Origin of the sequence: Pseudomonas marginalis, assembly GCF_008692035.1 — a bacterium.
GTDB lineage: Bacteria > Pseudomonadota > Gammaproteobacteria > Pseudomonadales > Pseudomonadaceae > Aquipseudomonas > Aquipseudomonas marginalis.
Genome location: NZ_VTFG01000001.1, coordinates 3,238,148 through 3,261,045, shown reverse-complemented (window position 1 = coordinate 3,261,045; position 22,898 = coordinate 3,238,148). Strand labels below are relative to the sequence as shown.

Sequence of the window (22,898 nt, the reverse complement as noted above, 5' to 3'; positions counted from 1 at the left end):
TGGACAGGTCAAGGTAGCCAACCTGGGTATTCTGAAGGTCGCAATAGCACTCGAAAAGCTTGAAAACCGTGGGATGATTTGAGAGGCCCATCCTCTTAGCAGTCCGCTCTAGTAGTCGCACCACATCAGGCGATAGGGCTCGGAAGGGATAGTTAGCTAGGGATCCGGTCTTTCTGATGACTGTCAAGATCTTGAGGCTCTGGTCGTGTGTCTTGAGGGCATAATTTATAATGCCTAAACGATTTTGACAGGATAATGCAATCGGTCAAGTTTCGGAGCGCAGCCTCGACGCCGACCTGGCACTGGCCCTGAGCCTGAACGGCCGCGACCTGTTTCGCGACGAGCAACCGCTGAAAATCCTTCTGATGTCCGCCACCCTCGAAGGCGAGCGCCTCGCCAGCCTGCTGGATGACGCGCCGATCCTGCGCAGCGAGGGGCGCATGTTCCCGGTGCAGATGCGCTGGGGGCGGCCGTACCAGGCCGGTGAATTCATCGAGCCGCGCGTGGTGCAAACCATTCTCGAAGCCCTGCACGATGAAACCGGCAGCGTGCTGGTGTTCCTGCCGGGCCAGGCGGAAATTCGCCGGGTCAACCAGCAACTGGCCGACGCCCTGGGGCACAGCCCTGACGTGTTGCTCTGCCCGCTGCATGGCGAGCTGGACCTCAACGCCCAGCGTGCGGCCATCGATCCGGCACCGGCCGGTAAACGCAAAGTGGTGCTCGCCACCAACATCGCCGAGACCAGCCTGACCATCAACGGCGTGCGTGTGGTGATCGATGCCGGGTTGGCGCGGGTGCCGCGTTTCGACCCCGGCAGCGGCATGACCCGCCTCGATACTCAGCGCATCTCCCGCGCCAGCGCTACCCAGCGTGCGGGCCGGGCCGGGCGCTTGGAGCCGGGGGTATGTTATCGGTTGTGGTCCGAAGACCAGCATGAAGGGCTGGCCGCGTATGGCAGTGCGGAAATCCTCGCCGCCGACCTCGCCGGCCTGGCCTTGCAACTGGCACGCTGGGGCGTCACGCCCCCACAGCTCGTGTGGCTCGATGTGCCACCCACCGCCGCCTATGCCCAGGCCCAGGATTTGCTGGTGCGCCTCGGGGCCTTGAATGACGAAAAACTCACGGCACATGGCCAGAAGATGGCCGAGCTGCCGGCCCATCCACGTATCGCCCATTTGTTGCTGCGCGGGCAGGACCTGAGGCTGGCGGCCACGGCCTGTGATGTCGCGGCACTGTTGGGCGAGCGCGATATTTTGCGCGGCGGCGGCGCGGATTTGCACAGCCGCCTGGCGCTGATGTCCGGTGAAGAGCGTGCGCGCGGTACTCAAGGCGGCGTGCAACGCGCCAAGCAACTGGCGCGGCAATACCGTGGCTATTTGAGAGGCCAGGCGACCCGGCCGGTGGCCGACCCCGACCACCCGCGCTGGCTCGGCGCCTTGCTGGCGCTGGCCTACCCGGACCGTGTCGCCCAGCAACGTCGCCCCGGCGGTGCCGAATATCGCCTGGCCAATGGCCGCGCGGCATTATTCGCCGAGGCCGACAGCCTGATGAAACAGCCATGGCTGGTGATCGCCGACCTCGGCAGCCGCCAGGGCCAGCGTGAAGAACGTATTTATCTGGCGGCGGACTTCGATCCGGCGCTGTTCGACACGGTCCTCGCCGAACAAGTGCGCAACGTCGATCAACTGGACTGGGATGAGCGCGAAGGCGTGCTGCGCGCCGAACGCCAGCGCAAAGTCGGTGAACTGGTGCTCAGCCGCGAACCGCTCACCGGCCTCGACGAAGCCGCGCGCGGCCAGGCGCTGGTCAACCTGGTGCGGCGCAAAGGCCTGGAGCTGCTGCCCTGGACCCCGGAGCTGCGCCAATGGCAATCCCGCGTCCTGCTGTTGCGCCAGTTGGACGCCGGCAACACCAGCGAATGGCCCGACGTCAGCGACAACGCCTTGCTCGCCAGCCTGGAGCACTGGCTGATGCCCTACCTGGGCAAAGTCTCGCGGCTGAGTCACTTCGCCAACCTGGATATCTCCAGCTACTTGCACAACCTGTTGCCCTGGCCGCTGCCCCAGCGCCTGGACGAGCTGGCGCCGCAGCATGTGAAGGTGCCATCGGGTTCATCGGTGCGGTTGGACTACAGCGAACAGCCGCCGATCCTGGCGGTGCGCTTGCAGGAACTGTTCGGCCTGGCCGACACCCCGCGCATTGCCGGCGGGCGCCAGGTGGTGAAGTTGCACCTGTTGTCCCCGGCACGGCGGCCGGTGCAGGTGACCCAGGATCTGGCGAACTTCTGGCGCAGTACCTACGCCGAAGTGAAGAAGGATCTGAAGGGCAGGTATCCCAAGCATTACTGGCCGGATGATCCGCTGATAGCCGAGCCGACCGCGCGGATCAAACCCCGGAAGTCGTAACGCCAAAGATCCAAATGTGGGAGGGAGCAAGTCGAATCGTCGCACCGCCCCTCCCACATTAATCTTGTTGTGTGGGTTATTGCGCGGCGGGCAGCAGGAACCGTGCAATCACCGGCAGATGGTTGGAAATACGCAACGTATCCTCCTGCCGTACATTCGCCTCCACCCGCTTGATCCGTGGGCTGTAGAACAGGTAATCGACGGTGCGATCCGGGCCATCGATGCTCGGGTCATTGGGAAAGTACGTCAGCCATTTCTCACGATCAATCCCGCTGGATTGGCTGTTGCTCGGGATCATCGGGTACTTGTCCCACAGTAAATGCAGCTCACTGTCCGGCGAATACTGCCCGCGCTTACCCGCCTCCAAACGCAGGAACTGCCCCAGGGGCAGCAGGTTGAAATCCCCGCCGATCAGCCAGGGCGTGCCACGGCCTTCGAACTTGTCCAGCAGCTTCACCGTCGTTTGCACCTGTTCCTGCACCGCACTGCGCCCCGGCGCGTCGCCGTCCAGGCGGGTGTTGAGCACCGCCAGTTGGCCGCCATCGCTCAGGGGCAGGTAGGTCAACAGCAAGGCCGGCTTGGGTTGGAACTGGCGGCTGATGATATTGGCCTCGGGCGCCGGCAATTGCAGGCGTTCGGCGTGTTCGATCTGGTAGCGGCTCAGGGTCGCCAGCTTGCGGCCGACGCTGCCGAAGATATGCCGGTCGGGCACGAAGTCGGCTTTCCAGTCGAAGGCCTGGGCGCTGCACGGGTAGAGGTCGACCAGGCGCTCCTGCAAAAGCGTCAGCTGGTCCTGGTAGTGGGAAGGCTTGGCGTTTTCGTCGAGTTCCTGCAACAGCAGGATGTCGGGTTGTTCATCGCGAACCACCCGCGCCACTTCGTCGAGGCTGGCGGCCATGTCCTCTACGGTGGGGCGGTCGTCCGGGCCGCTGCCGTCGGCGGTGTCGTACCAGAACACGTAGTTCTTGCCGGCCAGGTATTGCACGTTCCAGGTCATGACCTTGAGCGCCTGCCCGGGCAACAGGGTTGGCGCACGGGGCGCGACGCAGCTGACGGGCAGGGTTTCCTTGGCGGCGGGGCGCCAGGTCAGGCTGTAGATCAGGGCCGTCAGCAGGCCTGCGACGATCAGCAGGCCCAGCAGGGTGATGCGCAATAAACGGGTCATCGGCTCGGCTTATGGCGTTTCAGGAGTGGCGTGGAGCATATCACCGCGCGTCGGCATCGCCACCGATCAGCATGAATAAACGGAACAGCACCACGCTGGTGAACAGTTGCAGGAAGCTGTGGGCGCTGTCCATCAACAGCCCCAGCAGCGGCGCGGGGTTGGGATAGGCCGCGACGCTGGCGCCCTTGAGCAGCCACAGAGGCGTCATGACACACAACAGGCACACCAGGATTCGCCAGAAATGCCCACGGGTCAGGCGCAAACTCTCCTTCATCGCCTCCAGTGCCGGCATGCCGCGCAATACCAGCAGGTACTCGGCGAACGCCAACACCACCATCAGCCACAGGCCCGGCAGGAAATACAGCGACAGGCCCAGCAGAATCAGGAGGGTACTCATGGCGGTCAGCAGGGCGAAGCGCGGCCACAGGGTCAGGGCCATGGCCCAGATGTCCTTGGTGCGCGGCGACTCGCCACGGGTGCGGGCGTCGAGAAACAGGATCAAGGCACCGGTGTACAGCGGGTACACCAGCAAACCCACCACCACGCTGTAGCCGGGGAACGCATCCGCGCCGAGCGTATGGTCGAGCAGCTGTTGCAACAGGGCTTCGAGGATCACCAATGGCAGGCACAGTTGGACGATTGCGCCCAGGTTGCCTCGGGTAAAACGGAAGGAGTCGCGCAATACGTCTAACGGATTCATCGGGTTCATCGCAGGCCTGAAAGCAAGGGCAACACTTTAACCGATGATGGCCAGCGGTAAGCAAATGTAAACCTTGAGTAAAGACCATTGAAACAACTCGTAACACCCCCATAACGGTTAAGCACCTGGCCTGATCACAGGCAAGGCCACGATTTCTACCGGCAATCTAACGAGGTCGCCATGAACAGCGAAGAGCAAACCCTGATCGATGGACTGTTTTCACGGTTGCAGCAAGCCGAAACGGACTCAGCCCCCCGCGACGCCCAGGCCGAAGCGCGGATCAAGGAGCATATGACTCGCCAACCGGCCGCCGGGTACTACATGACCCAGTCGATCCTGGTGCAGGAACACGCGCTCAAGAGTCTCGACGCGCAGAACAAGCAACAGGCGCAGCAGATCCAGCAATTGCAGGATGAGTTGCAGCGGGCCAAGTCCGCACAAGCGGCCCCGGCGAGCGGCGGTGGTTTCCTGTCGAGTATCTTTGGCGGCGGTTCCCGTGACCCGCAACCGGCCCAGAGCGCTCCGGCCTCTTCCGGCGGCGGCTGGCGTGAACCGGCGCGGCCGTCCTTTGGCCAGCCAGCGCCGCAACAGAACTATCAACAGCCGCAGCAACCGGCCGCCGCCCCCATTGGCAGCGGGTTCCTCGGTGGCGCGATGAAAACCGCCGCGGGCGTGGCCGGCGGTGTGTTGCTGGCCGAAGGCATCAGCAGCCTGTTCAACCACAACTCGCAACAGCCGCAGGTGGTGGAAGAAATCATCCGTGAAGAGCCGGCGCCCGCCAGTGACAACGGCAACTGGGGCAACGATGACCAGAAGTTCGCCGGCAATGACAGCTGGGGCAGCGACAACGCCTCGGACAGCTTTGCCGACAGCGACTATTCCGACGATTCTTCCTCCTTCGGCGACGACGATTCCTTCGTCTGACCCTCCCGGCCCGGGGCGCTGAGCCGCCCCGGTCTGATTTTTCCCGGCAACCTTCTCGCGGCTGGCATACTGGCACCCTTTCCGGGCCCTGGCGCCTGGCTGTCATGGGGAAGTGCGGTGAAGAAAATTGCAGTGTTCGCCGATGTACAAAACCTCTACTACACCGTCCGCCAGGCCTATGGTTGCCATTTCAACTACGCCGCCCTCTGGGCTGATATCAGCTCGCGTGGGCAAATCGTCGAGGCCTATGCGTATGCCATCGACCGCGGTGACAGCAAGCAGCAGCAGTTCCAGCAGATCCTGCGTAACCTGGGGTTCACGGTAAAACTCAAGCCGTATATCCAGCGCAGCGACGGCTCGGCCAAGGGTGACTGGGACGTGGGCATCACCATCGACATCATGGACGCCGCCGACCACGTTGACGAAATTGTGCTGGCCTCCGGTGACGGCGATTTCGACATGCTGCTCGACCGCATCATCCACAAGCACGGCGTCGAAGCCGTGGCCTACGGCGTACCGGGGCTGACGGCCAACTCACTGATACGTGCCGCCAGCCGCTACGTGCCGATCGAAGGCGCGTTGCTGCTCAAATAAGTACGGCGGCTTAATAAATAAAGGGTTAGACGGAGTTGGAACAGGTTTGGAACGTATAGCGGTCATCGACTTTGAAACCACCGGCATCACCCCGAGCAGCCACTGCCGGGCCACGGAAATCGCGGTGGTTATCCTCGAACGCGGCCAGATCGTGGACCGCTACCAGAGCCTGATGAACGCCGGTGTGCGCGTGCCCGGTTTTATCGAGCAACTCACCGGCATCAGCAACGCCATGCTGCGCAGCGCCCCGCCGGCCGAGCGGGTGATGAACGAAGTCAACGAGTTCGTCGGCACCACGCCGCTGATGGCGCACAACGCCGCGTTCGACCAGAAGTTCTGGGATTTCGAACTGGGCCTGATCCGCCGCACCCGCCTGCAAAAATTCGCCTGCTCCCTGCTGCTGGCCCGCCGCCTGATGCCGGCTGCGCCCAACCACAAGCTCGGCACCCTCAACACCTACGCGAAACTGCCCCATACCGGCCAGGCCCACCGCGCGCTGGCGGATGCGGAAATGGCCGCCAACCTCACGACGCACCTGGCCCAGGAACTGCGGCGTACCCATGGCTTGCGCGAACTGTCCCACGACCTGCTGTGCACCCTGCAGAAAGTGCCGGCGGCGAAGATCAATGAGCATTTGAAGAAACATCGCGGGTTCTGACAGAACAACGCCGTTCAAAATGTGGGAGGGGCGGTTATCTGTCGTTCATCGAGGCTGCACACACTCCAACGCCCGATCCACCACCCCCTTCGCCATCTCCACCAAATGCATCACCGCCCGCTGCTGCACATCAATCCCCTCACCCGACAAGTGCGCAGTGCCCACCGCGCAATGCAGCAAATCCGCCGCATGGGCGAGGGCGTCTTCGAGGCTCAGGTTGTCATTCAGGATGAAGGGCGGGGCATCTTGAGGGCGTTTATCTGCTTTCTGAATAGTCGGTAGGCTTAGCCTTGCTGTCCTGTCGGACCTTTCTGGATTTTCCCTTCTCCCGTCTATAGCCCTTCGCTGCGACCTAAGATCCCGGCTGTCATTTACGTACAGGGACTACGTCATGCAGGAAAGCGATCTTCACACAGCAATCGTGCGAAGCCAGTTTGAGCTCCAAGGCAACGGCATTGATTTCGGCTCAACTTCAAGCATGGCGTTTCATTTGGGAAACACGATGACAAGTTGCCCGGCAGTCATGGTTTTACCTAATTCGCCAGGCTGGACCCACGGCGCCAGTTACCAGTTACTCAAGCCCGTTCATGCTGACTCCTCGGTGCCGAGCACCACGTTTGACGAACTCTGGAAATGTACACAGCAACACTATGGCTTGACGGCCGCAACGGTTCTCACTGGCGCCGCGGGCATACCTATAAGCAAAATTGCCGTGGGCACTTGGGTTCATGTTGGCTCCAGCAAAACGACGAACTTGGCGAGTCTCATTGGAATGCGCTTTTTCCCTCGTACATTGATCAGGCAACCCACGGTGGCCAGAATGGCGAAAGCAACGTTTGGCACCGTCCGGGTATTTGGCATTATTGGACGGGGCATTCCTTTCGTTGCTGCGGGGTTGGCTGTCTTTGATCTAATCAGTATTGGTAAGTGCGCCTATGAGGCAAGAAATGGAAGGTAGCCCGACTAGAGCCGAGATCAGCGAAAAGGTGATTCAGCTATTCGTCGATATCATCGGTTTCATCGACCGAAGCCAGGTCACGGAGCAAACGGACTTCATCCATGACTTCAAGATTATTGATGATGATTTGACCTGCTTTGTCATGCAGATCAAGTGGCAATTCAACTTGCAAGCGACCCAGGAAGATTGGGATCACATCACTACCATCCAGCAGATAGTTGACTTGATCGTTGAACGCTCGAATTTGCAGTGCGGCCACTGACGCCATCGGGAGCAAGCCCCCTCCCACATTTTGAATGTATTCACAAATCAAACTGTGGGAGGGGGCTTGCTCCCGATGGCGGTAGATCAGCCACCACTTTTGCCATTGGTTTCCAACTGCCCCAACGGCACCCGCCGCTCGATCGCGCTCGACAAAATAATCGAGGTCTTGCTGAACCCGAACTTCGCCAGCCGATTGATCAAACTCTCCAACTCCGGCATCGAGCCCACCGCCGCTTGCATGATCACGCACGGATCGCCCGTTACCCGGTGGCATTCGGTCAACTCCGGGATTTCGGCCAGTGCGTCATAGACCTTCTGGTTGCCGTGGTTGGTCAGCCGCAGTTCGATCACGCACTGAATCGGCAAGCCCACTTTCGAAAAATCCACCTTGGCCTGGTACCCGGTGATCACCCCGCTGGCTTCCAGCTTGGCCACGCGTTCGGCCACGGCGGGGGCGGAGAGGTTTACCGTGCGGGCCAGTTGCGCGTAGGAGGCGCGGCCGTCTTCGAGCAGGGCGCTGAGGAGCATGCGGTCGTATTTGTCCATGATAAGGCTCTACTCGGGGATGGCTTTCGAAAACACGATTTATAGCCCTCATAACCATGCTTTGGAAAGTGTACTGGCGGTTTAAACAGGTTTTGTAACTTATGTTTAACGGCCTGCCTTTTTAGAATAAGCCTCTCTTATCTCTGCCTTCGAGCCGCCCAATGCCTGGCACACGTCGCTTTCCCCTACCGTTGATCGCCGCCTTTTTTGCACTGTATGTGATCTGGGGTTCCACCTACCTGGTGATTCGCATCGGCGTTGAATACTGGCCACCGCTGATGCTGGGCGGTATTCGCTTTTTGTTGGCGGGTGCGGCGATGTATGGATTTTTGCGTTGGCGTGGGGCGCCGGCGCCGACCTGGGAGCAGTGGAAGGCTGCTGCCAAGATCGGTATTTTGCTGCTGACCTTCGGCAATGGCGCGGTGAGTGTGGCCGAGCACACTGGGGTGTCGTCCGGCGTGGCGGCGCTGGCGGTGGCGACCGTGCCGTTGTTCACCTTGCTGTGCGGGTATTTCTGGGGCGCACGCAATACCCGGCTGGAATGGGCCGGGGTGATCCTGGGCATGATCGGTATCGCCATGCTCAACATGGGCAGCACGTTGCAGTCTAGCCCCATGGGCGCCGCTTTATTGTTGTTTGCAGCGGCGTCGTGGGCGTTTGGTTCGGTGTGGAGTCGGCGCCTGCCGTTGCCGCCGGGCGCTATGGCCAGTGCCGCAGAAATGCTGGTGGCCGGGGTGACACTGTTGATCGCCAGCGCGCTGACCGGTGAGCGCCTGCAAGCCATGCCGCCGCTGGAAGGCTGGCTGGCCCTGGCTTACCTGGCCGTGTTCGGCTCGATCATCGCCTTCAACGCCTATATGTACCTGCTCAAGCACGTACGCCCGGCGGCCGCGACCAGCTATGCCTACGTCAACCCCGCCGTCGCAGTCTTGCTGGGGATTGTATTCATCGGCGAGACCATCGGTCTGGAAGAGGCCCTGGCCATGCTGGTGATTATCAGCGCCGTGCTGTTGATCAGCCTGCCCCAGTGGCGAAAGCCCAAGCCGGAAATAAGGTAAACTGCCGCGCATTACGCCCTTGCGCTGAATTTTTCCTACGGTAACTACATGACTTTCGCCACACTTGGCCTGATCGAACCCTTGCTGCGCGCCCTTGAGACGCTCGGCTACCAGACCCCGACGCCGGTGCAGGCGCAAGCCATTCCGGCGGTGCTCGCCGGTCGCGACCTGATGGCCGCGGCCCAGACCGGCACCGGCAAGACCGCCGGTTTCGCCGTGCCGCTGCTGCAACTGCTGACCCTGGAAGGGCCGAAAGTCGCCGCCAACTCGGCGCGCGCGCTGATCCTGTGCCCGACCCGCGAGCTGGCCGAGCAGGTTCACGCCAGCGTTGCGGAATACGCCCAGCACCTGCCGCTCACCACCTACGCGGTGTACGGCGGCGTGAGCATCAACCCGCAGATGATGAAGCTGCGCAAGGGCGTCGATATCCTGGTCGCCACGCCGGGCCGCCTGATCGACCTGTTCCGCCAGAACGCGCTGAAACTCAACCAGCTGCAAACCCTGGTGCTGGACGAAGCCGACCGCATGCTCGACCTGGGCTTCTCCGAAGAACTGGCGAACATCTATCGCATGCTGCCGAAAAAGCGCCAGACGTTACTGTTCTCCGCGACCTTCTCCGATGACATTCGCCTGCTGGCCGGGCAGATGCTCAACGACCCGCTGACCATCGAAGTCAGCCCGCGTAACGTCGCCGCCAACACCGTCAAGCAATGGGTCGTGCCGGTGGACAAGAAGCGCAAGGCGGAGCTGTTTGTGCACCTGATGCGCAAAGGCCGCTGGAAGCAGGTGCTGGTGTTCGCCAAGACCCGTAACGGCGTGGATGCGCTGGTGGATAAATTGCAGGGCCTGGGCATCAACGCCGATGGCATCCACGGCGACAAGCCGCAAGCCACACGCCAACGCGCGCTGGACCGTTTCAAATCGAGCGAAGTGCAGATCCTGGTCGCCACCGACGTAGCGGCCCGAGGCCTGGATATCGAAGACCTGCCGCTGGTGGTCAACTTCGACCTGCCGATCGTGGCCGAGGACTACATCCACCGCATCGGCCGGACCGGTCGCGCAGGCAACACCGGTGAGGCGATTTCCCTGGTGTGTGCCGATGAAGTCAACATGCTCTCGGCCATCGAGATGCTGACCCGCCAGACCTTGACCCGCAAGATGGAACAGGACTTCGAGCCGGAACACCGCGTGCCGGATACCGATGCCAGCGGTCAGGTGGTGAAGAAGCCGAAAAAACCGAAGAAGCCCAAGGCGTCCGGTGGTGGCGGTGGCAAGCGCAACCTCGGCAAGTGGGTGGACAGTGGTGAAGTGGCGCCGTCGGAGCCTTCGATCAAGCCGGTGCGCAAGGTGCCGGTGTTTAATACCGGGCCGCGTAAGAAGAAGTGATTTTGCGGTGTGGCTGATGGCCTCATCGGGGGCAAGCCCCCTCCCACAGTTTGAATGTATTCACAAATCAAGATGTGGGAGGGGGCTTGCCCCCGATGGCGGCTTTGAATCCACCGCAGACCTCAGCGGTTGAGCCACTCCAACATCCCCCGCCCAGCCGCTCTGCCACTGGCAAAACACCCCGTCAGCAAATACCCGCCGGTCGGCGCTTCCCAGTCCAGCATCTCCCCCGCACAAAACACCCCCGGCAATTGCTTGAGCATCAGCCGCTCATCCAACGCTTCAAAGGGCACGCCGCCTGCGGTGCTGATGGCTTCATCCATCGGCCGTGTCTTCACCACTGTCAGCGGCAACGCCTTGATAGCCACCGCCAATTGCGCCGGGTCATTGAAGTGTTCGGCGGGTGCCAACTCTCGCAACAGCGCCGCCTTGACCCCATCCAAACTCAATTGGCTGTGCAAATGCTTGCTCATCGAGCGCGAACCTCGCGGCTTGGTCAAGGCGGCCTGGACCTTGTCCAATGGCTTGCTCGGCAGCAAATCGATATGCACCGTCGCCGAGCCATTACGGTTGATCGCCTCACGAATCGGCGCCGACAGCGCGTAGATCAAACTGCCCTCGATACCGGTGGCGGTGATCACGCATTCGCCGAGTCGCGGCTTGTCATCCCCCAGCCCAATGGCGACGTTTTTCAGCGGTGCGCCGGCGAATTTGCTGACCATAAAGTCGCTCCAGGCCGACACCTCGAAGCCGCAATTGCTGGGTTGCAGGGCCACGCAAGGCACGCCTTTATCCTCCAGCAGCTTGAGCCAGGCGCCGTCGGAGCCCAGGCGCGACCAACTGCCGCCGCCCAAGGCCAAGAGCACGGCATCGCTGTGGACAACTTTTTCGCCGTCCGGGCTGTGGATAAGTAAATCACCCTCGGCATTCCAGCCCACCCAACGGTGCCGGGTGTGGATAACCACGCCCTGGTCGCGCAGGCGCTTGAGCCAGGCACGTAGCAGTGGGGCGGCTTTCATATCCGTGGGAAACACGCGGCCGGAAGTGCCGATAAAGGTCTGGATACCCAGGCCATGAATCCATTCGCACAACGCTTCGGCATCAAACCCACGCAGCAACGCTGCCATTTGCGGGGCACGCTCGGCATAGCGCGCCACAAAGGCCGGGTACGCCTCGGAATGGGTGATGTTCATGCCGCCCACGCCCGCCAGCAGGAACTTGCGCCCCACCGACGGCATGCCGTCGTACAGGTCTACCCGCACCCCGGCCAGGCTCAAGACTTCGGCGGCCATCAGCCCGGCAGGGCCGCCGCCGATGATGGAGACGTGTCGAGAGGAAATATCGGACATGGGCAGGGCTACGATCGCGGAAATAAGCCGAGCATTCTACCCGAGGCGCGCGGCGTTGCCTGATCAAAAAATGTACAGCTTCCTACAGGCTAGACAGCTACGGGCTCTTAGACGCTTACGCTCAAGTTATCCACAGGCCGTTCCACAGGCATTGTGGGTAACGCCCACACTTCAATGACACCCTGATGACGTCCACACCCGCTGCGCGCTGTGGTGCAGGATGCCGTGGCGGCGGGCCAGGGCGGGGCGATCCTTGCTGTAGCCGCCACCGATCACGCCCATCACCGGGATGTCGCGGCCCAGGCAATGGCGCATCACGCTTTCATCGCGGGCGGCCACGCCTGCGTCTGTCAGCTTGAGGTAACCGAGGGCGTCATCCTTGTGCACATCGACGCCGGCGTCGTACAGCACCAGGTCCGGTTGGTAGAGCGGCAGCAGGTAGTTGAGGGCGTCGTCCACCACCGTGAGGTAGTCGGCATCGCCCATGCCCATGGGCAGCGGGATGTCCCAATCGCTCTGGGCTTTGCGCGCAGGGAAGTTCTTTTCGCAGTGCAGGGACACAGTGATCGCCTCCGGCGTGTCGTGGAGGATGCGCGCGGTGCCGTCGCCCTGGTGCACGTCGCAGTCGAAGATCAGCACGCGGTTGACCCGGCCGCTGGCCAGCAGGTAATGGCTGATCACCGCCAGGTCATTGAAGATGCAAAAGCCCGCCGGGTAGTCGTAGTGGGCGTGGTGGGTACCGCCCGCCAGGTGGCAGGCCAGGCCATGTTCCAGCGCCTGCTCCGCCGCCAGGATCGAGCCGCCGACCGCGCGCACGGTGCGCCGGGCCAGGGCTTCGCTCCAGGGCAGGCCAAGACGCCGTTGGTCTTCGCGGGACAACTCGCCGCTCATGTAGCGTTCGATATACCCAGGTTCATGGGCGAGGGCCAGAATCTCCGCCGGGCACAGCGACGGGCGCAGCAATTGGCTGTCTTCGGTCAGGCCGCTGGCCACCAGGTGGTCACGCAGCAGGCGGAACTTGTCCATGGGGAACCGGTGGTCTGCCGGGAACTCAGGGCTGTAGTCATCGTGGTAGATCAATGGCAAAGGCATGGGATTTTCTGACGGGGATCTGCGAAGGATCTTAACAGCGCTGTACACTCACGCACATGGCAAGGGGAGGGGACCCATGGAGGAGATATTGCAATTGGAAAGCGCGCGCCTGGTCATGCGCCAATGGCGCGATGCCGACCTGACGGAATTTGCGCGCATGTGCGCCGACCCGCAGGTGATGCGCTATTTCCCGGCCAGATTGAGTCACCTGGAAAGTGCCGCCCTGATCGGCCGGATTCGCGGCCACTTCGCCGAATACGGTTTTGGCCAGTGGGCCCTGCAACGCAAGGACACCGGTGAGTTCATCGGCCTGACCGGGTTGCAGAACGTCAGCTTCGAAGCGGACTTTACCCCGGCGGTGGAAATCTGCTGGCGCCTGGCCCGTGAGCATTGGGGCCTGGGTTATGCCAGCGAGGCGGCCTGGACCGCGCTGCGCTGTGGTTTCGACCGTTTGCAGTTGGACGAAATCGTCGCTTTCACCACTCAAGCCAATCTGCCATCACAAAAAGTCATGCAGGCCATCGGTATGCATTACGATCCCCAGGCAGATTTTGCACACCCCAAGGTCGCAGCCGATGACCCGCTGCGCCCCCACGTTTTGTACCGCATCACCCGCGCCCAATGGTTGGACACGCTGCACGGATAAGCAGCCCGGAATGCCCTCTCGATTGTTGTAGGAGTTGCTCTATGAGCCAAGTATTGGAAGATCTGGTGGACTTGCTGACCCTGGAGCCGATCGAGGAAAACCTCTTTCGCGGCCGCAGCCAGGACCTGGGTTTTCGCCAACTGTTCGGTGGCCAGGTGCTCGGCCAGTCGCTGTCGGCCGCCAGCCAGACCGTCGAAGAAGCGCGACATGTGCATTCCCTGCATGGCTATTTCCTGCGCCCCGGCGATGCGAAGTTGCCGGTGGTGTATTCGGTGGACCGTGTACGCGATGGCGGCAGTTTCAGCACGCGCCGCGTGACGGCGATCCAGAAGGGCCACCCGATCTTCACCTGCAGCGCTTCGTTCCAGTACGACGAGGCCGGCTTCGAGCACCAGACCACCATGCCCGTGGTGGTCGGCCCGGAAAACCTGCCGTCGGAGCTGGAACTGACCCAGCAGCGCGCGCACCTGATCCCCGAGCATATGCGCGACAAGCTGCTGTGCCCCAAGCCCATCGAAGTGCGCCCGGTCACCGAAAAAGACCCGTTCAACCCGCAGCCGTCCGACCCGGTCAAATATGTGTGGTTTCGCGCCGATGGTGCCCTGGCTGATACGCCGGCGCTGCACAAATACCTGCTGGCCTACGCCTCGGACTTCGGCCTGCTGACCACCTCGTTGCTGCCCCACGGCAAGACCGTGTGGCAGAAAGACATGCAGGTCGCCAGCCTCGACCACGCGTTGTGGTTCCACGCCGACCTGCGTGCCGATGATTGGTTGCTGTACGCCATGGACAGCCCATGGGCCGGAAACTCCCGTGGGTTCTCCCGCGGCAGCGTGTACAACCGCGCCGGGCAACTGGTGGCGTCGGTGACCCAGGAAGGCTTGATTCGCCATCGCAAGGATTGGGCATGAGCCTGACGGACGTTAAGCACTGGGTGTTCGACATGGACGGCACCCTGACGGTGGCGGTGCATGACTTTGCGGCGATTCGCGTGGCCCTGGATATTCCCCCCGAGGACGACATCCTCACTCACCTTGCCGCATTACCAGCGGACATCGCAGCGGCCAAGCACGCCTGGCTGCTGGAACATGAGCGCGAGCTGGCGCTGGGCTCCGTCGCGGCGGACGGTGCGGTGGAACTGGTGCGCGAGCTGGTCGGGCGCGGTTATCGCCTGGGCATTTTGACCCGCAATGCGCGGGAGTTGGCGCATATCACCTTGGAGGCGATCGGCCTGGCGGACTGCTTTGCCGTGGACGATGTGCTGGGGCGCGACGATGCGCCGCCCAAGCCCGATCCGGGTGGGTTGTTGAAGTTGGCGGCGGCGTGGGATGTATCGCCGAGCGAGATGGTGATGGTCGGCGATTACCGTTTTGACCTGGACTGCGGCCGGGCGGCAGGGGCGCGGACGGTGTTGGTCAACCTGCCGGAGAACCCGTGGCCGGAGCTGGCGGATTGGCATGCTGCAGACTGCGCTGCATTGCGCCGGATGATCCAGCTCCCATATTTTGAGACTGTTTCGTCAGGTATTACTGAGTGAACAATACCTTCTGGCCCTCGGGCGACGTAAACATCCCATCCCCGTCATGCCCCACCCCCGGCACTTCCACCAGCGTCTGGCGCAATTGCGGATGGCGCTGTTTGAGGTAGTCAAAGTAGTTGTGCCCACGAATCAGCCGATACGCGCCCTGGGTCTCGGCTTCGCAGCTTTTATCCAGCGCCGGGTGGTTCGGGTCGGTGTCCTGCTGGCCCAGCAGGTAAGTGATGGTGCGTGATACGTAGGCTTGTTCCAGCTGCTCGGCGCTTTGGCCGTTGGCGTAGGCCGGCAGGTGCTGCATGCCGTACTTCCAGGTGTTGAAGCCCGGGCAACTGGCGGTCTCGAACTTCACCGGCCGCTGTGGGCTGAAGTAGGCATAGGACGAGGGGTTGGCCACCACATAGCGCAGGCGGATGCCCTCGGTTTGCAGGGCCGGGTGCGCGTGGCCGGTGAGGGCGAAGCGCTGCACCACCTGGCCACCGCCGGAGTGACCGGCGACCACGATTTCCTTCAGCGCCGGGAACAGCGTGCGGTTGCCCAGGTGCTTGATGATCTGGTCGAGGGCGCCGAAAGAGCTGATCTGGCCTGGGCCGGTGGAGGCATCGCCGGCCATCCAGTCATTGCCCTTCCAGCGTAGCAACTGATTGTCCAGATGGTTGCGCTTCACGTCGGCCCCATTGAGAAACTGCGGTGCGATTACCAATGTGGTGGGGCCAACGCCTGCGTGTTCGGCGGCATCCATTCCGCTTTGCAGGTAGGTCTGCGCATTACGCAGGCGCCCGTGCACGATGATCAACGCGCGGGTGACGTCGGGCAGTGGCTGGCGCCAGTCCTGGCTCAGCCCGAGGCTGAGATCGCCGGCCTCCAGATGAAAACGCTCGGGGCTGACCACCTTGACGCCCTGCTCGGCGGCCCAGGCGGATGACGAGATGAGCAACAGGCCCAACAGCAGTCCCAATCGTTGATTCATTTATAGGCTCTTGGCAGCGAACGTGTCGCATTGAGTGATCTGGCCCTGGGCGAAGCCGGTCTTGAACCAGCGCACCCGCTGTGCCGAGGTGCCGTGGGTAAACGAGTCCGGCACCACGCGCCCCTGGCCCTGTTGCTGCAAACGGTCATCGCCGATGGCGTTGGCGGCGTTCAGTGCTTCTTCAATATCGCCAGGCTCCAGCCAGTTCAGGCGCTTTTGCGCACGGTTGGCCCACACACCGGCGAAGCAGTCGGCTTGCAGCTCCTGGCGCACCAGCAGGCCACCGTCACCTTGCATTTGTCGGCCTTGCTGGCGTGCGGCCTGGATCTTCGACGAAATGCCCAGCAATGTTTGTACGTGGTGCCCGACTTCGTGGGCGATCACATAGGCCTGGGCGAAATCGCCGGCCGCCTGGAAGCGTTGGGACATTTCCCGGAAGAAATCCAGGTCCAGATAGACCTGCTGATCAGCCGGGCAATAGAACGGGCCGCTGGCCGAGGTGGCGCCACCGCAGGCGGAATTGACCCGGCCACGGAACAGAATCAGCTTCGGGTTCTTGTAGGCCAGGCCGTTTTCCTGGAACACCTGGCCCCAGGTGTCTTCGGTATCGCCCAGCACCGCGCGTACGAAGTCGGCCTGCTCATCGTTGGCCGGCGGTGCCTGGCGCGACTGCGTGCTCACCGAGGGCGCCTGTTCCATCTGGCCGGTCAACTGGCCGAGGATCTGCATCGGGTCCTGGCCGGTCAGCCAGCCGATGCCGACGATCAGCACAATCGCGGTCAGGCTCAGGCCCTTGCCGCCGCCAAAGCGCATCCCGCCACCGCCGCCGCCACTGTCATCGCGGGCATCCACCACGTTGTCGCTGCGTCGGCCTTTTTTCCATAGCATGGGGCAATCCTCTGTGTGCTAACCGTGATTGAGTATGGTCGGTATTAACGGCAATAGCCTTCGCCGGTGGCGACGATCAGGCAGTCTTTTTTGTCCGCCAGCCATTTCAGCCCGGTCGCTTCTCCGTCGCCGGCGCGTAGGAGTTGCGGGCCGTCCGGACGGGTGAAGGCGATGCCGTCTTCGGCCGCTTCACCCTTGAAGGTGCCCGAGTCGTCGGCGTCGAGGCCGTATTGCATGGTCAGGAGGTAATGGCCACGGCCGACGCTGTCGTCCTTGGCGATGGTCAGGTGCAGGCCTTCGACGCCGATCCATTTGCCGACCCATTTATCCGTGGGCGGGGTTTCGGGTACCAGGGCGGCCTGCACGGAAGGCGGCGCAGGTTTGGGCGCTTGCTTGGACGCCTGGTCGCAGGCGGTCAGCAGGGCAAGGGCAGAAAGAACAAAGAGGAATTTTTTCATAGCAACGAGGCCTTGGTTAAAAAGTATGCAATGCGCAGGCTAAGGTGCTGCGTTGGACTCGAATCCGGTGATTTAGTGCGCTGTTCGCCCGGTGTTTGGTTATGCTCTTGGGGCAGGCTCCAGCCCGGCTGCTAGATTACCGGGTTGAGCGCTGCTTCGTTCAGTGCTCAGCGTTCCGCTCGCCACGCAAGAGAATTCCATGACTGTCAGCACCCCCCTATCCGGCGTCAACCATCCCTTCAAAGGCATTTTGCTGATCGTGTTGGCGACATTCCTGTTCTCCAGCCACGATGCCTTGTCCAAGTACCTGGCCGGGTTTTACCCGATCGTGATGGTGGTGTGGGCGCGCTACGTGGTGCACACCTTGCTGATGGCCGGGATTTTCCTGCCGCAATCGGGTTTGCGGGTGCTGCGCAGTAAACGACCGGGGATGCAGGTGGTGCGGGCCTTGTGCCTGTTGGGCACCAGCCTGTTTTTCACCACGGCGTTGCATTACATCCCGTTGGCGGAAGCCACGGCGGTGAACTTCCTTGCGCCAATCCTGGTGACGGCACTGTCGGTGCCGCTGCTCGGCGAACACGTGACACGCGGCCAATGGCTGGCGGTGATCTGCGGGTTTGTCGGCGTGCTGGTGATCATTCACCCAGGCGGTGAGTTGTTTACGCCGGCGGTGTTGCTGCCGCTGTGTTCGGCGCTGTTCTTCTGCTTCTACCAACTGCTCACGCGCATCCTCAGCCAATACGACACGCCCACCACCAGCAACTTCTTCGCCGGGCTGTGCAATACCTTGGTGATGAGTGCGATGGTGCCGTTCTTCTGGCAGGTGCCCACGCTGTGGCACGGGGTGCTGATGCTGGCGCTGGGCACCTGTGGGATGACTGCGCACTTGATGCTGACCCAGGCGTTCCGCTTTGCCGCACCGGCCTTGCTGGCGCCGTTCGGCTATTGCCAGATCGTCTTCGCGGGGTTGTTGGGCTGGCTGGTGTTCAACCATACCCCCGATGTGACCACGGTGGTCGGCATCGGGGTGATCTGCATGAGCGGTCTGGCCGCTGCCTGGCAGCAGCGGCGCAGGTGATCAGGCGTCTACGGTCGGAATCTTGCGCGGTGCCATGAAGTACATCCAGGTCAGCGCAATGAAGTACATCGCCGGGATCAGGGTGAACAACACGGTGTAGTTGTTGTTGGTGACGGTGAGGATGTGGCCGACGATCTGGGTCATGAACATGCCGCCGATGGCCGCGCACATGCCGCCGAAACCGAACACCGTGCTCATCATGTGCTTGGGCGTGTAGTCCATCACCAGGCTCCAGATGTTGGCGGTCCACGCCTGGTGCGCACCGATGGCCAGGGAGATGGCGAACACCGCAACCCACAGCTGGCTTGAGCCGGCCGCCATGATCACGCCGACGATGCAGCAGGCAAACAGCAACATCGACAGCAACCGCGCCTTGATTGAGTTCATCCCACGGCCGATCAGGAACGACGACAGAATCCCCCCGCCCACGCTGCCGAAGTCGGCGGTCAGATAGATGATGATCAGCGGGATACCCATCTGGGTCACGTTGATGCCCAGGTTGTATTGCTGGTTCAGGAACGGCGGCAGCCAATACAGGTAGAACCAGAACACCGGTGCAGTGAGTGCATAGGCGATGGCGAAGGCCCAGGTGCCGCGCATGCGCAGGATGCGGCTGAAGGGTACGCCGGGTTGTTCCGGTTCGACTTGCTGTTGCACGTAGTCCAGTTCGGATTGTTTGACGGTTGGGTGGTCTTCCGGGTTGTAGTACTTCAAACCCCAGAACACCAGCCAGATCGCGCCCAGCGACGCCATGCACAGGAACGCCGCCTGCCAGCCCCACACATGCAGGATCAGCGGCAGCAGCATCGGCGTCATCATCGCGCCAACGTTGGTACCGGCATTGAAGATACCGGTGGCCACCGCGCGCTCACCGGCGGGGAACCACAGGCGCGTGGTCTTCACGCAGGCCGGGTAGTTGGCGGCTTCGGTCAGCCCGAGGATAAAGCGGCAGACCATAAAGCCGACCGCCGAAGTGGCCAGGCCATGGGCACCGGTGGCCAGGCTCCACAACAGTACGGCGCAGAAGAACACGCGCTTGACGCCCACGCGGTCGATCAGCCGGCCTTGCAGCACAAAGCCGACGGCGTAGCCGACCTGGAACCAGAAATTGATGTTGGCGTAGTCCATCGCCGTCCAGCTCATTTCCTTGGCCAGGATCGGTTGCATCACGCCCAGGGCTGCGCGGTCGATGTAGTTGAGGGTGGTGGCAAAGAACACCAGGGCCAGCATGCCCCAGCGGGTTTTACCCACGGCGAGGGCGCCGCGGATCTTGTCGCCGATGCCGGCGTGCGGGGTGCCCGGGCGCGCGGCCAGGGCGGAGTTTTGCGAAGGCATGTGGTTGTACCCGTTTTTTGAAATTTTTATGAGGTGTTGTGGGTCTTCTTTTGGGTGTCGCTGCGTGATTGATGGTGCGCAGTGGCTAAAAAATCGTCAATTCGCTAAAGAGGCTTAGTGTTCGATAATCGCACCAAAAACTAACCGGTTCGTACATTTTAATTGCTGCGGGTAGTCTGGGGGCGAATAATTTGCCACAAACAACAATTGCCGGGAGTCGCCCATGCAACGTTCCATCGCCACCGTGTCCTTGAGCGGTACCCTGCCGGAAAAGCTCGAAGCCATTGCTGCCGCCGGGTTCGATGGGGTCGAGATCTTCGAAAACGACTTGTTGTATTACGACGGCAGCCCCCGTGAGGTCAGGCAGATGTGCGCCGACCTCGGCATCGCCATCACCTTGTTCCAGCCGTTTCGCGACTTTGAAGGCTGCCGCCGCGATCGCCTGGCGCGCAACCTGGATCGCGCCGAGCGCAAGTTCGACCTGATGCAGGAACTGGGCACCGACCTGGTGCTGGTGTGCAGCAATGCCTCGGCCGATTGCGTCGGGGATGAACGCATCCTGCTCGACGACCTCGGCCTGTTGGCCGAACACGCCGGCCGTCGCGGCCTGCGCATTGGTTATGAAGCGTTGGCCTGGGGCAAGCATGTAAACACCTGGCAGCAGGTGTGGAACCTGGTGCGCCAGGTCGATCACCCGAGCCTTGGGGTGTTGCTCGACAGCTTCCACACGCTGTCGCTCAAGGGCGACCCGAGCGCCATCGCGCAGATCCCCGGCGACAAGATCTTCTTCGTGCAGATGGCCGACGCGCCGATCCTGGCCATGGATGTGCTGGAGTGGAGCCGGCATTTTCGCTGCTTCCCCGGCCAGGGTGAATTCGACCTGGCGGGGTTCCTCGCGCCGATCATCAAGAGCGGCTACACCGGGCCGTTGTCCCTGGAAATTTTCAACGATGGCTTCCGCGCCGCGCCAACCCGCGCGAATGCGGCGGATGGCCTGCGCTCCCTGCTGTACCTGGAAGAGAAAACCCGCGAGCGCCTGCAACAGGAGGCGCCCGCGCAACCTGTCGAGATTCTGTTTGATACCCCGGCGGCCAGCGAATACGACGGTATCGAGTTCCTCGAATTCGCCGTGGATGAAAACCTCGGCGCCAAGCTCACCCATTGGCTGGAGCGCCTGGGTTTCGTCAAGGCCGGCCAGCACCGCTCCAAGAGCGTTAGCCTGCTGCGCCAGGGCGACATCAACCTGATCCTCAACTGCGAACCCTATTCCTTTGCGCATAACTTTTTCGAGGCCCATGGGCCATCGTTGTGCGCCACGGCGATTCGGGTCAAGGACAGCGCCAAGGCCCTGGAACGGGCGGTGGCCTACAAAGGCCAGCCCTACCGCGGCCTGGTCGGGCCCAACGAGCTGGAGCTGGCGGCGGTGCGTGCGCCGGACGGCAGCCTGATCTACCTGGTGGATCAGAGTGAGGGCGGGATCTACGACACCGACTTCAATCTGCAAGCGTCCAGCGCGGCCGGCGGTGGTTTGCTGCGCATCGACCACATGGCCATGGCCTTGCCGGCCGACAGCCTCGACAGCTGGGTGCTGTTCTACAAGAGCCTGCTGGATTTCGAAGCCGATGACGAAGTGGTACTGCCCGACCCCTACGGCCTGGTGAAAAGCCGTGCGCTGCGCAGCCGTTGCAGCTCGATTCGCTTGCCGCTGAATATTTCCGAGAACCGCAACACCGCGATATCCCACGCGCTGTCGAGCTATCGCGGCTCGGGTGTGCATCACATCGCCTTTGACTGCGCGGATATTTTTGCCGAAGTGCGCCGTGCCAAGGAGGCCGGGGTGCCGCTGCTGGATATTCCGCTCAACTACTACGATGACCTGGCCGCGCGCTTTGATTTCGATGATGAGTTCCTCAGCGAACTGGCGTACTACAACGTGTTGTACGACCGTGACGCCCAGGGCGGTGAGTTGTTTCATGTGTACACCGAGCCCTTCGAGGGACGGTTTTTCTTCGAGATCATCCAACGCAAGAACGGTTACGCCGGCTACGGCGCAGCCAACGTGGCGGTGCGCTTGGCGGCGATGGCCAAATCCCGCAGCGGCGCGGTGCGCCAGGCGCGCTTATAACGGTGGGCCTGGTGCTTCCTTCGTAGGACGCCTCGGCCCATAATCGCGGCCTGCACAACAAAAATGGCCGTGAGCGCACCATGACCTCAAGTCCCGAACTCCCCGCGGTGTCAGACGCACCGCGCAAGAGTCGTAAGAACAACCCGGAAAAGACCCGCGAGAACATTCTCCAGGAAGCCATCGTCGAGTTTGTTCAGCAGGGCCTGTCCGGCGCTCGCGTGGATGCCATCGCCGAGCGCATCCATACCTCCAAACGCATGATCTATTACTACTTCGGCAGCAAGGAGCAGTTGTACGTCGAGGTGCTGGAGAAGCTCTACGGCGATATTCGCAACACCGAAACGCGGATGAACCTCACCGCCCTGGAACCGCGTGAGGCGATCCGGCGGCTGGTGGAGTTCACCTTCGATCACCACGATCAGAACGTCGATTTCGTGCGTATTGTCAGCATCGAAAATATCCACAATGCCGAGTACGTGAAGCGCACCGAAACCATCAAGGCGATGAACAGCAAAATCCTCGAGGGGCTGGGCGTGACCTTGCGTCGGGGCGCCGAGATGGGGCTGTTCCGTGAAGGGCTGGAACCGTTGGACGTGCACCTGCTGATCAACTCATTCAGCTTTTACCGGGTGTCCAACCGCCATACGTTCAGTGAGATCTTTCAGATCGACCTGTCGGATGAGGCGGTTAAACAGCGGCATCGCGAGATGATTTGCGAATCGGTGCTGCGCTACCTGCAGGCCTGAGTACACCGCCTGACCCCAT

23 protein-coding genes and 1 pseudogene are annotated in these 22,898 nt (G+C 62.0%); 14 read left to right on the top strand and 10 right to left on the bottom strand.

All coding sequences use genetic code 11. The features are described from left to right. Window positions 1–275: 275 nt before the first annotated feature. Window positions 276–2,405: pseudogene (gene hrpB, locus FX984_RS15205) on the top strand (ATP-dependent helicase HrpB); the annotation flags it as partial. 76 nt (window positions 2,406–2,481) lie between these two features. Here the strand turns inward: hrpB and FX984_RS15200 are convergent. Beyond that, window positions 2,482–3,570 carry an endonuclease/exonuclease/phosphatase family protein gene (locus FX984_RS15200; RefSeq protein WP_027605270.1) on the bottom strand — a complete coding sequence of 363 codons (1,089 nt, stop codon included), beginning with the start codon at window positions 3,568–3,570 and terminating at the stop codon, window positions 2,482–2,484. Between the two features lie 40 nt (window positions 3,571–3,610). Continuing rightward, on the bottom strand, window positions 3,611–4,270 hold the full coding sequence (locus FX984_RS15195) for a DUF7847 domain-containing protein (RefSeq protein WP_065925008.1): 660 nt from the start codon (window positions 4,268–4,270) through the stop codon (window positions 3,611–3,613). 180 nt (window positions 4,271–4,450) lie between these two features. On the opposite strand from FX984_RS15195, the gene FX984_RS15190 reads away from it, so the two are divergent. From FX984_RS15190 to FX984_RS15180, 3 genes are all read left to right on the top strand, one after another. Beyond that, window positions 4,451–5,194: a DUF2076 domain-containing protein gene (locus FX984_RS15190; RefSeq protein ID WP_092358238.1), complete on the top strand. Its 744-nt coding sequence runs from the start codon at window positions 4,451–4,453 to the stop codon at window positions 5,192–5,194. Between the two features lie 117 nt (window positions 5,195–5,311). Continuing rightward, window positions 5,312–5,788, top strand: coding sequence for an NYN domain-containing protein (locus FX984_RS15185; RefSeq protein WP_024077544.1), 477 nt, complete (start codon window positions 5,312–5,314; stop codon window positions 5,786–5,788). Window positions 5,789–5,834: 46 nt separating this feature from the next. Beyond that, window positions 5,835–6,446, top strand: a complete 612-nt coding sequence (locus FX984_RS15180) for a 3'-5' exonuclease (RefSeq protein WP_027605273.1) — start codon at window positions 5,835–5,837, stop codon at window positions 6,444–6,446. 45 nt (window positions 6,447–6,491) lie between these two features. Here FX984_RS15180 and FX984_RS15175 read toward each other — a convergent pair whose 3' ends face one another. After that, window positions 6,492–6,782, bottom strand: a complete 291-nt coding sequence (locus FX984_RS15175; RefSeq protein WP_092358240.1) for a DUF6124 family protein — start codon at window positions 6,780–6,782, stop codon at window positions 6,492–6,494. Between the two features lie 55 nt (window positions 6,783–6,837). On the opposite strand from FX984_RS15175, the gene FX984_RS15170 reads away from it, so the two are divergent. Together FX984_RS15170 and FX984_RS32735 are read left to right on the top strand one after the other, a co-directional pair. After that, window positions 6,838–7,404, top strand: coding sequence for a hypothetical protein (locus tag FX984_RS15170; protein WP_027605274.1), 567 nt, complete (start codon window positions 6,838–6,840; stop codon window positions 7,402–7,404). Then, window positions 7,394–7,666: an acyl carrier protein gene (locus tag FX984_RS32735; RefSeq protein ID WP_027605275.1), complete on the top strand. Its 273-nt coding sequence runs from the start codon at window positions 7,394–7,396 to the stop codon at window positions 7,664–7,666. Before FX984_RS15170 ends, FX984_RS32735 begins: the two co-directional genes overlap by 11 nt. An 86-nt stretch (window positions 7,667–7,752) precedes the next feature. On the opposite strand, the gene FX984_RS15160 is transcribed toward FX984_RS32735, so the two are convergent. Beyond that, the gene (locus tag FX984_RS15160; RefSeq protein WP_027605276.1) at window positions 7,753–8,214 is read right to left on the bottom strand and encodes an Lrp/AsnC family transcriptional regulator; all 462 of its coding nucleotides are present in this window, start codon (window positions 8,212–8,214) and stop codon (window positions 7,753–7,755) included. Window positions 8,215–8,375: 161 nt separating this feature from the next. Here FX984_RS15160 and yedA point away from each other — a divergent pair, with 161 nt between their 5' ends. After that, on the top strand, window positions 8,376–9,272 hold the full coding sequence (gene yedA, locus FX984_RS15155) for a drug/metabolite exporter YedA (RefSeq protein WP_065924994.1): 897 nt from the start codon (window positions 8,376–8,378) through the stop codon (window positions 9,270–9,272). 48 nt (window positions 9,273–9,320) lie between these two features. After that, window positions 9,321–10,658: an RNA helicase RhlE1 gene (rhlE1, locus tag FX984_RS15150; protein WP_146477833.1), complete on the top strand. Its 1,338-nt coding sequence runs from the start codon at window positions 9,321–9,323 to the stop codon at window positions 10,656–10,658. A 122-nt stretch (window positions 10,659–10,780) separates the two neighbouring features. Here the strand turns inward: rhlE1 and FX984_RS15145 are convergent, their stop codons facing one another. Then, a complete protein-coding gene (locus tag FX984_RS15145) occupies window positions 10,781–12,007 on the bottom strand; it encodes a TIGR03862 family flavoprotein (RefSeq protein ID WP_146477835.1) in 1,227 nt (408 codons plus the stop codon). Between the two features lie 171 nt (window positions 12,008–12,178). Continuing rightward, the gene (locus tag FX984_RS15140) at window positions 12,179–13,099 is read right to left on the bottom strand and encodes a histone deacetylase family protein (protein WP_092358248.1); all 921 of its coding nucleotides are present in this window, start codon (window positions 13,097–13,099) and stop codon (window positions 12,179–12,181) included. A gap of 76 nt (window positions 13,100–13,175) precedes the next feature. Between FX984_RS15140 and FX984_RS15135 the strand changes: the two genes are divergently transcribed. Genes FX984_RS15135 through FX984_RS15125 form a run of 3 tightly spaced genes read left to right on the top strand, consistent with a single transcriptional unit; the run spans window position 13,176 to window position 15,282 of the window. After that, on the top strand, window positions 13,176–13,745 hold the full coding sequence (locus tag FX984_RS15135) for a GNAT family N-acetyltransferase (protein ID WP_027605281.1): 570 nt from the start codon (window positions 13,176–13,178) through the stop codon (window positions 13,743–13,745). 41 nt (window positions 13,746–13,786) lie between these two features. Next, the gene (gene tesB, locus FX984_RS15130; RefSeq protein ID WP_027605282.1) at window positions 13,787–14,656 is read left to right on the top strand and encodes an acyl-CoA thioesterase II; all 870 of its coding nucleotides are present in this window, start codon (window positions 13,787–13,789) and stop codon (window positions 14,654–14,656) included. Further along, complete coding sequence (locus FX984_RS15125) at window positions 14,653–15,282, top strand: HAD family hydrolase (protein WP_051429340.1); 630 nt, start codon at window positions 14,653–14,655, stop codon at window positions 15,280–15,282. The genes tesB and FX984_RS15125 overlap by 4 nt, the downstream gene beginning before the upstream one ends. Here FX984_RS15125 and FX984_RS15120 read toward each other — a convergent pair. Genes FX984_RS15120 through FX984_RS15110 form a run of 3 tightly spaced genes read right to left on the bottom strand, consistent with a single transcriptional unit; the run spans window position 15,272 to window position 17,595 of the window. Then, window positions 15,272–16,249 carry a hypothetical protein gene (locus FX984_RS15120; RefSeq protein ID WP_027605283.1) on the bottom strand — a complete coding sequence of 326 codons (978 nt, stop codon included), beginning with the start codon at window positions 16,247–16,249 and terminating at the stop codon, window positions 15,272–15,274. The genes FX984_RS15125 and FX984_RS15120 overlap by 11 nt on opposite strands. After that, complete coding sequence (gene ypfJ, locus FX984_RS15115) at window positions 16,250–17,137, bottom strand: KPN_02809 family neutral zinc metallopeptidase (protein WP_027605284.1); 888 nt, start codon at window positions 17,135–17,137, stop codon at window positions 16,250–16,252. It lies immediately after the preceding gene. Between the two features lie 44 nt (window positions 17,138–17,181). Beyond that, entirely contained in the window at window positions 17,182–17,595 is a 414-nt protein-coding gene (locus FX984_RS15110; RefSeq protein ID WP_027605285.1) for a membrane lipoprotein lipid attachment site-containing protein, read from the bottom strand. Between the two features lie 199 nt (window positions 17,596–17,794). On the opposite strand from FX984_RS15110, the gene FX984_RS15105 reads away from it, so the two are divergent. After that, window positions 17,795–18,673, top strand: a complete 879-nt coding sequence (locus FX984_RS15105; RefSeq protein ID WP_027605286.1) for a DMT family transporter — start codon at window positions 17,795–17,797, stop codon at window positions 18,671–18,673. Here FX984_RS15105 and FX984_RS15100 read toward each other — a convergent pair whose 3' ends face one another. Then, the gene (locus FX984_RS15100) at window positions 18,674–20,008 is read right to left on the bottom strand and encodes an MFS transporter (RefSeq protein WP_027605287.1); all 1,335 of its coding nucleotides are present in this window, start codon (window positions 20,006–20,008) and stop codon (window positions 18,674–18,676) included. Window positions 20,009–20,231: 223 nt separating this feature from the next. On the opposite strand from FX984_RS15100, the gene quiC reads away from it, so the two are divergent. Together quiC and FX984_RS15090 are read left to right on the top strand one after the other, a co-directional pair. Continuing rightward, window positions 20,232–22,133: a 3-dehydroshikimate dehydratase QuiC gene (quiC, locus tag FX984_RS15095; RefSeq protein ID WP_146477837.1), complete on the top strand. Its 1,902-nt coding sequence runs from the start codon at window positions 20,232–20,234 to the stop codon at window positions 22,131–22,133. Between the two features lie 80 nt (window positions 22,134–22,213). Next, window positions 22,214–22,879, top strand: a complete 666-nt coding sequence (locus tag FX984_RS15090) for a TetR/AcrR family transcriptional regulator (protein WP_027605289.1) — start codon at window positions 22,214–22,216, stop codon at window positions 22,877–22,879. Window positions 22,880–22,898: the final 19 nt, after the last annotated feature.